Raw genomic sequence first — 7,259 nt, forward strand, 5'->3', positions numbered from 1 at the left:
CGCGATCACCGCCCTGGCCCTCGAGCTGGGTGGGACGGTCACCGGCGAGCACGGCGTGGGCCGGCTCAAGTCCGGCTGGCTCACGCGCGAGCTCGACCCCGTGGCCCTCGACGTGCACCACGCCGTGAAGGCCGCGTTCGACCCCGCCGGGCGCCTCAACCCCGGCAACGTCCTGTCGCCACGCCCCGAGGGCTGAGCCGCGGCCACCGCCGCCCGGCCGACGTGGGAGGGCTCAGGAGGCGTCGGGGAGCGCGCGCTCGAGGATCGCGGCCGTGTCGACCCCGACGTCGAGCGTCCCGAAGGCCAGCCCGCCCTGCCCGCCGAGGCGCGACGAGCAGAAGGCGTCGGCCACGGCCGGCGTGGAGTGCCGCACGAGCAGCGAGCCCTGGAGGGCCAGGGCCATCTGCTCCACGAGCCGACGCGCACGGAACTCGATGCTCGCGAGGTCGGCCACGGCCGCGGCGAGGTCGGCGCCCAGTCGGTCGGCCGCGGCATCGAGGTGGCGGTTCGCGCCCTTCCCGAGCCCGATCTCGTGCATGAGCACGTCGGCCACGACCGGCTCCCGTCCGAGCGCGCGCAGGACGTCGAGCGCGTTCACGTTGCCCGAGCCCTCCCAGATGGAGTTGAGCGGGGCCTCGCGGTAGAGCCGCGGCATGCCCGACTCCTCGACGTACCCGTTGCCTCCGAGGCACTCCATGGCCTCGGCGGTGAAGGCCGGGCCACGCTTGGTGATCCAGTACTTGCCGAGGGCGGTGCCGATGCGCCGGAACGCCTGCTCCTGCTCGTCGCCCCGGAGCGCCCGGTCGGTGGCACCCGCCAGCCGCATGGTCAGCGACGTCGCAGCCTCGGACTCGACGGCGAGGTCGGCCAGGACGTTGCGCATGAGGGGCTGGTCGACGAGCAGCGCGCCGAAGGCGGAGCGGTGCGACACGTGGTGCCCGGCCTCCACCAGCGCCTTGCGCATGAGGGTGCTGGTGCCGGCCGCGCAGTCCAGACGGGTGCAGCCGACCATGTCGATGATGGTGCGGACACCACGCCCCTCGTCGCCCACGAGCCAGGCGACCGTGCCGTCGAACTCCGGCTCCGACGACGCGTTGGACCGGTTGCCCAGCTTGTCCTTGAGGCGGACGATGTGGAACGGGTTGCGCGTGCCGTCGGGCAGGATCCGCGGCACCAGGAAGCAGGACAGGCCGCCGGGCGACTGCGCGAGCACGAGGAAGACGTCGCACATCGGGGCCGACGTGAACCACTTCGCGCCGTGCAGCGTGAAGACACCCGGCTCGCCGGTGGGTCGGGCGACCGTGGAGTTGGTGCGCACGTCGGACCCGCCCTGGCGCTCCGTCATGCCCATGCCGGCGAGCAGGCCGCGCTTCGTCGAGGGGGTCCGCAGCCCCGGGTCGTAGATGCGCGACGTGAGCAGCGGCTCGTACACGGCGGCGAGCTCGGGCTGGTGGCGCAGCGCCGGCACGACCGCGTACGTCATGGTCACGGGGCAGCCGTGCCCCGCCTCCGTGTGACCCCACACGAGCCCCCTCGCGGTGCGGGCCGCGTGGGCGCCGGGCCGGTCGTCGACCCAGGCCGCGCCGCCCATCCCCTCGGCGATCGAGGTGCGCATGAGGTGGTGCCAGGCCGGGTGGAACTCGACCTCGTCCACGCGGTTCCCGTAGCGGTCGACGGTGCGCAGCTCCGGGTCGAACCGGTTGGCGTCCTCGGCCCACTGCTGGGCCTCGACCCCGCCCGCCAGCTGCCCGACGCGCCGGACGTCGGCCTCGTTCCAGCCGGCTCCCTCGCGGTGCAGGGCCTCCAGGAGTGCGACGTCGGCGGAGGCGTCGTAGGGCGCGAGGGGCGGGGCCTGGTTGGCGTCCTGCGCACCGGTCGGAGCAGTAGCGTGGCCGTTGGCGGCGGGGTACGGCGTGGTGGTCATGCACCAAGCATTGCATCATCGCTACAGTTGTCAAGAGAGTGCAATGTCCAGTCGCTCGACCGAGGGGGGAGACCGATGGAGGTCCGCCCCCTCAGCGCGCGGTCGATCGTGCTCAGCCTGCTGCTCGCCGTACACCCTCCCGAGCTGACGGCCGCCCAGCTCGTCGCCCTCGGCGAGGTCTTCGACGTCCCCGAGTCCACGGTGCGGGCGGCACTCACCCGGCTGGTGGCGGCCGGCGACCTCGAGCGCACCGACGGGGTGCACAGGATCGGCGAACGGCTCCGGGCGCGCCAACGGTTCCAGGACGCCGCGCTCGACCCGCCCTACCGCTCGTGGGACGGCACCTGGGAGACCGTCGTCGTGGTGGCCACGGGCCGCGCGGCCAGCGACCGGGCGGCGTTCCGCCTGGAGATGGAGCAGCTGCGGCTGGCGGAGCTGCGCGAGGGCGTGTGGACGCGCCCGGCGAACCTGGACCGCCCCCTGCCCGACTGGTCGGCGGACCTGGCCGTGGTCGCGACGTCGAACCCGTCCGACGTCCGCGCGCTCGTCGGCCGGCTGTGGGACCTCGACTCCTGGACGCGCACCGGCGATGCACTGCTCGCGGCGCTCGCAGAGGACCTCTCGCCCGCCGACCGGCTCGCCGTCGCTGCCGCGCTGGTTCGGCACCTGCGGACCGACCCCGCCCTGCCCCCGTCGCTGCGACCGAAGACCTGGAACGGTCCGGCCCTGGCGACCGCCTACGCCGCCTACCAGGCGGAGCTGGCAGCGGTGCTGGCCCCGGTCAGCGAGCCTCCCGCCACGCGTCAGGGCAGCGGAACCCGCAGGAACCGCGGCCGGTAGAGGAACGGGTCCTCGGCCACGACCGCGGGATCGGTGTCGTTCTGGCTGTAGGAGACGACCACGCTGCCCTCCTCGGGCAGCAGGTCCGGGTGCGCCAACGGCATGTAGCGCAGCCGCCCCTTCGACGACGACGGGATCGACGCCAGCGGCGGCCCCGCCGTGAAGGGACCGGTCGGCGAGGGCGCGGACCAGATCACGAGGTCGGTGCCCAGGAACTCGTCGCGCTTGCTCACGGCGTACCACCGGCCGGCGCGCTCGAACACGCTCAACGTCTGCGACACCCCACCCTCCGCAGGAACCAGCACCGCGGCGTCCTCGGCCCTGCGGCTCCACGACTCGCCGTCCCAGTAGCGCCACCGACCGACGTCGAGGATGTCGTCGGGACGCACCCTCGCCACGCGGAGGTCGAAGCCGAACACCAGCCGCTCGCCCGGGTTCGCGGTGCCGTAGAGGTAGACCCAGCCGTCGTGGACCGTCGCGGCGGCACCCCACGTGGGCCGCTCGGTGCCGGACCGGTCCGCGCCGACGTCGCGGACCGACAGCAGCTGCGGCGTGCGGCCGCGCGGCACGATGAACAGGGCGATCGCGGGGCCGAGGTTGTCGAACGCGAGCTCACCGTCCGGAGCGGAGGCGCCCTGGACCCGTTGGGCGCTCACGCCGACCAGGTCGTAGCCGGTGCGCTCGACCTTCGCGATCGACATCGGCCAGTAGCCCACGCCGTCGGCACGGTCCGGGATCAGCGCGCCCTTGTCGGGCGGCAGCACCACCTCGGCGCACTCGTCGTCGAAGACCAGCATGGAGTTGCGCACGAAGCGTTGTCCGACGAAGTCGGCCGAGCGGAGGGTGTCGCCGAAGACCCACAGACGCCGGCCGTCCTGCAGCGTGACGTCCGCGCCGACGTCGGCGCCCTCGAACTCCCCGCGGCCCCGCACCTTCGTGACCAGGTCGTTGAGGTCCGCGACCGAGCGGATCGGCTCGATCGGCAGGCACCGGGTCTGGTCGGCCGCGCCCACGCGCGCCGGCTCCTCGACGTCGGGGGCGGCGAGCGAGGCGAGGGCCAGCATGGCCACCAGGGCGGGAACCGTGACGGCGAGGACCCGTACGCGCCACGGGGCACGCGGCAGGACCATGCCGTCACGATCTCACGTCGGTAGGGTCCAGCCATGTCCGGACGACGCTGGGTGCCGCTCGTCCTCGTCGTGGTGACCCAGGTGGTCGGCCTGGTCCTCGTCTCGACGCTCGTGGTCGGCGACGCCCCCCACGACGCGCCGGTGACGATCGTCGCGCCGGCCGTCGTGGGGCAGGCCCTCGCCGACCGCGCCGACGCCGCGGGCACCCTCGACGCGTCCACCACGCAGGACCGTCGCGAGGGCGTGGACCGACTGGAGTCGGGTGCAGCCACGGCCGTGGTGGTCGTGGACCTGGCGACCGAGCGCGACCTCGTGCTGGTCCCTGGGTCGCAGGATCCTCAGCTGACCGCTGCCGTGGTGGCGCACGTGCGAGCCCTCTCCGCGTCCCTGGGTCGAACCCTCGACGTCGAGGAGGTGCCACCGAGGGCCTCCGTGCTCGATCGACGCGTGGTCGACCTCGCCCCGCTGGCGGCGGTGGCGGCGGGGATGCTCGGCGTCGCGGCCCTCGCCTGGTGGCGCGGACCGCAGGCGCGCACCGCGCAGGACGGGGTCCGTCGGGCCGCGGCCTCGGTGGTGCTCAGCGCCGTGGTCGGGCTCGCGCTCGCCATCGCCGCGGCCACGGCCACGTCCGGCCCTTGGCTCGGATGGTGGCTGGTGCTGGGTGCCACGACGCTGGCAGCCTGCGCAGTGACGCAGGCCCTGCTCAGCGTGCTCGACGTCTGGGGCCTGGCCCTCGCGGTCGCCGTGCTGCTCCTGACCGCGCTGCCCGCACTGGCCGGTACCGACCCGTGGCAGCAACCCGTCGCCTGGCGCTCGGTGACGTCGTGGCTGCCGCACGCGGCCGGCCTCGACGCTGCCCGCGCCGTGGCCTTCCGCCAGGGATCGGGGGTCGCGACGTCGCTCGGCGTGCTCGTCGCCTGGGTGGCGGCCTCATTCGCCACGTCGGCCCTGGCGCGGCGGGAGCGTCGGCGGGACGAGGAGTCGTCCAGGTCCGACGACCGCGGGGACGGCCACGTCGAGCACCGCCGGACCCGGTAGCCGCACCGTCACACCGATGCGACCAGCTGCCGGAGGGCGGTGACCACGGCCCCGGCCGCGAGCACCCCGGTGACCCCGGCCCGCACCCGCTCCGTCACGGAGTCGGCCAGCACCTCGACGGCGGCGTCGGCGCGGTCGCGCACGTCCTGGGACGGCGGACCGTCCTCGTCCTTCTCCTCACGCAGCATCACGGCGACCGCCTCCATGGCCTCGGCCGCGGGCTGCCGCAGACGCGGACCGAGCGCGACGTCCTCGCGGTCGGCGTGCTCGGTCATCGCCAGCAGGCCGGCGAGGTCGTCGACCACCAGCGAGAGGCGCTCGAGCGCCCGTGCGTGCTCGACCTGGCGGTCGGCCCACTCCTGCCACCGGCGGGCGCGCCAGTTCACCCGACGCACCTGCGTGGCCTGGGTGACGAGCCGTCCCATGGCCTGCGCGCGCGGACGGATGTCGTGGTGCCGGGCGAGCCACTGCTCCCGGTCCAGCGGCGGGTCGCTGCGCAGTGCGTCGGCGAGGTCGTCGAGCTGCGCGGCGAGCGCCTCGCGGGCGACGATGATCTGACGGTCCCCCGGCACCAGCGGCATCGGCGGAAGGGCTGCGTTCACCGCGACCCCGACGGCCGCGCCCAGCCCGGTGAGCAGCACGTAGCCGATGAGGTAGTCGACCAGGCCGCTGCTGCCGATGATGAGGACGAACAGGGCTGCGATCGGCACCCAGTCGCCCATCTCGCCGAAGCGCCACCACCCTGCCGCGAGCGTGCCGAGGAGCACCACGACGGCCAGGCCCGGCACCGTCGGCACCACGGCGGCAGCCACGACGGCGAGCGCGGCCCCGAGCAGGATGGCCATCACCCCCTGCACGGACGCCTTGACGGAGTCGGCCACCGTCGCGGAGACGGCGATGACCGCGCCCAGCGGCGCGTAGTACGGGTACTCGTCGGCAGCACCGCCGAGGGGCTGGACCGCGAGCCACGCCAGCACGGCGGCCACCGCCGCCTTGGCCGCTCTCGGTACGCGGGGATGGCGCGCGACGCCGTCGCGGACCTGCGCGGCCAGTCGGCTTCGTCCAGCGGGAGAGCTGCTCATGTCACGGACGTTCCCCGCCGTCGGCCCGCGATGCGTCCGGGGTCACGGTCGACGTGCTGACCACCAGACGCGACCCGGGCGATCGCACGATCGAGGCTTGCTAGGTTCTCCTCGTGGCTCGCCTTCGTGGTGTCGGTGCGTGTTCACCACCGATGAGGACGCGGCGCTGCACGTCGACTGACGCGACGTCTCCGGCTTCCCATGACGGTGTTCGTCGATGACGGTCCTGACCGCTCGGCGATGGCGCGTCGCGAGCCTGGCGTCGGCGAGCCTGGTCCTCGCCCTGGCCGGCGGCAGCTCGCCGGACATGGCGACCAGACCGGGCACCGTCATCGACCTGCTGCAGGAGGACTGGCGGCACGTGCCCGGGATCGTCGAGGACACCGACGGTCTCCAGGTGACGGCGACGGGGAGGAGCATCGTCGAGCAGGACGGCGGGAGGAGGCAGGCGAACCCGCCGGTCGACCTGGGAACGCATCTGGCGACCGCGGACGACTTCACGCTCGGGGTGTCGTTCGCGGAGGTGACCGCCGATGCCACCCTGTCGCTCTACGACAGCCCACCGGTGATCGCCGACGAGTTCCGGATCGAGCCCGCGGGACTTCACCTCACGCTCCGCGGCGACGACCTGCGGATCGCACTCTTCGACGGCTCCCCCCAGCAGGACGTGGCCGACCCTCAGCCTGTGCGGGACGCGCGCGCCACGGTTCCCGACCCCGAGGCGGAGCTCTCCGTGCACCGTTCCGGCGACCGGCTCGACATCGCGAGCGGTGGGGACACGGTGTCCTCCCTGCCCCTCGGCGACGTCTTCGACACTGGCGCGCTGTGGTTGGGCCTGTCGAGCGAGAAGGGGTCCTTCGCGGTCCGTTCGCTCACGGCCGCGGCGCCGCGTGGCGCCTCCCTGAGCACCGCAGCTCCCGTGGCGGCCGACGCGAGCGTGGCTCCCGACGGGCTGCAGGCTCGTGCCGCCCGTTCTCGTCCGGACTTCCTGATCGGCGCGGCCGTGGCACTGGGTCCGCTCGCCTCGGACGAGGACTACGCGAGCAGCTTCGTGGGCAACTTCGGCGCCCTCACCCCGGAGAACGCGATGAAGCCGCAGGCGCTCTCCCCGCGGCAGGGGGAGTACCGCTTCGAGGAGGCCGATGCCCTCCTCGACCTCGCGGAGAGCAAGGGAATCGCCGTGCACGGCCACACGATCGCCTTCACCGAGGCGATGCCCCGGTGGATGCGGGAGCTCCCCACCGG

General features: G+C 74.0%; 7 protein-coding genes. 4 read left to right on the forward strand and 3 right to left on the reverse strand.

What is annotated here, in order from left to right:
• Positions 1-196, forward strand: a 196-nt coding sequence (locus ASF38_RS19130; protein WP_304438647.1) for an FAD-linked oxidase C-terminal domain-containing protein, incomplete at its 5' end; no start/stop codon positions are given.
• 36 nt (positions 197-232) lie between these two features.
• Here the strand turns inward: ASF38_RS19130 and ASF38_RS07540 are convergent.
• The gene (locus tag ASF38_RS07540) at positions 233-1,924 is read right to left on the reverse strand and encodes an acyl-CoA dehydrogenase family protein (RefSeq protein ID WP_082480580.1); all 1,692 of its coding nucleotides are present in this window, start codon (positions 1,922-1,924) and stop codon (positions 233-235) included.
• 75 nt (positions 1,925-1,999) lie between these two features.
• Between ASF38_RS07540 and ASF38_RS07545 the strand changes: the two genes are divergently transcribed.
• Positions 2,000-2,764 (forward strand): hypothetical protein, encoded by a 765-nt coding sequence (locus ASF38_RS07545; protein ID WP_056574894.1) that lies wholly within the window; start codon positions 2,000-2,002, stop codon positions 2,762-2,764.
• On the opposite strand, the gene ASF38_RS07550 is transcribed toward ASF38_RS07545, so the two are convergent.
• The gene (locus tag ASF38_RS07550) at positions 2,728-3,894 is read right to left on the reverse strand and encodes a DUF4185 domain-containing protein (protein WP_056574896.1); all 1,167 of its coding nucleotides are present in this window, start codon (positions 3,892-3,894) and stop codon (positions 2,728-2,730) included. The two genes, ASF38_RS07545 and ASF38_RS07550, sit on opposite strands and share 37 nt — an antisense overlap.
• A gap of 33 nt (positions 3,895-3,927) precedes the next feature.
• Here ASF38_RS07550 and ASF38_RS07555 point away from each other — a divergent pair, with 33 nt between their 5' ends.
• Positions 3,928-4,932 (forward strand): hypothetical protein, encoded by a 1,005-nt coding sequence (locus tag ASF38_RS07555; RefSeq protein WP_056574899.1) that lies wholly within the window; start codon positions 3,928-3,930, stop codon positions 4,930-4,932.
• Positions 4,933-4,940: 8 nt separating this feature from the next.
• Here the strand turns inward: ASF38_RS07555 and ASF38_RS07560 are convergent, their stop codons facing one another.
• Entirely contained in the window at positions 4,941-6,014 is a 1,074-nt protein-coding gene (locus ASF38_RS07560; protein ID WP_156366839.1) for a hypothetical protein, read from the reverse strand.
• A gap of 217 nt (positions 6,015-6,231) precedes the next feature.
• Between ASF38_RS07560 and ASF38_RS18400 the strand changes: the two genes are divergently transcribed.
• The coding region (locus ASF38_RS18400) for an endo-1,4-beta-xylanase (RefSeq protein ID WP_200914446.1) at positions 6,232-7,259 on the forward strand (1,028 nt) is incomplete at its 3' end.

Origin of the sequence: Aeromicrobium sp. Leaf272, assembly GCF_001422865.1 — a bacterium.
Lineage (GTDB): Bacteria > Actinomycetota > Actinomycetes > Propionibacteriales > Nocardioidaceae > Aeromicrobium.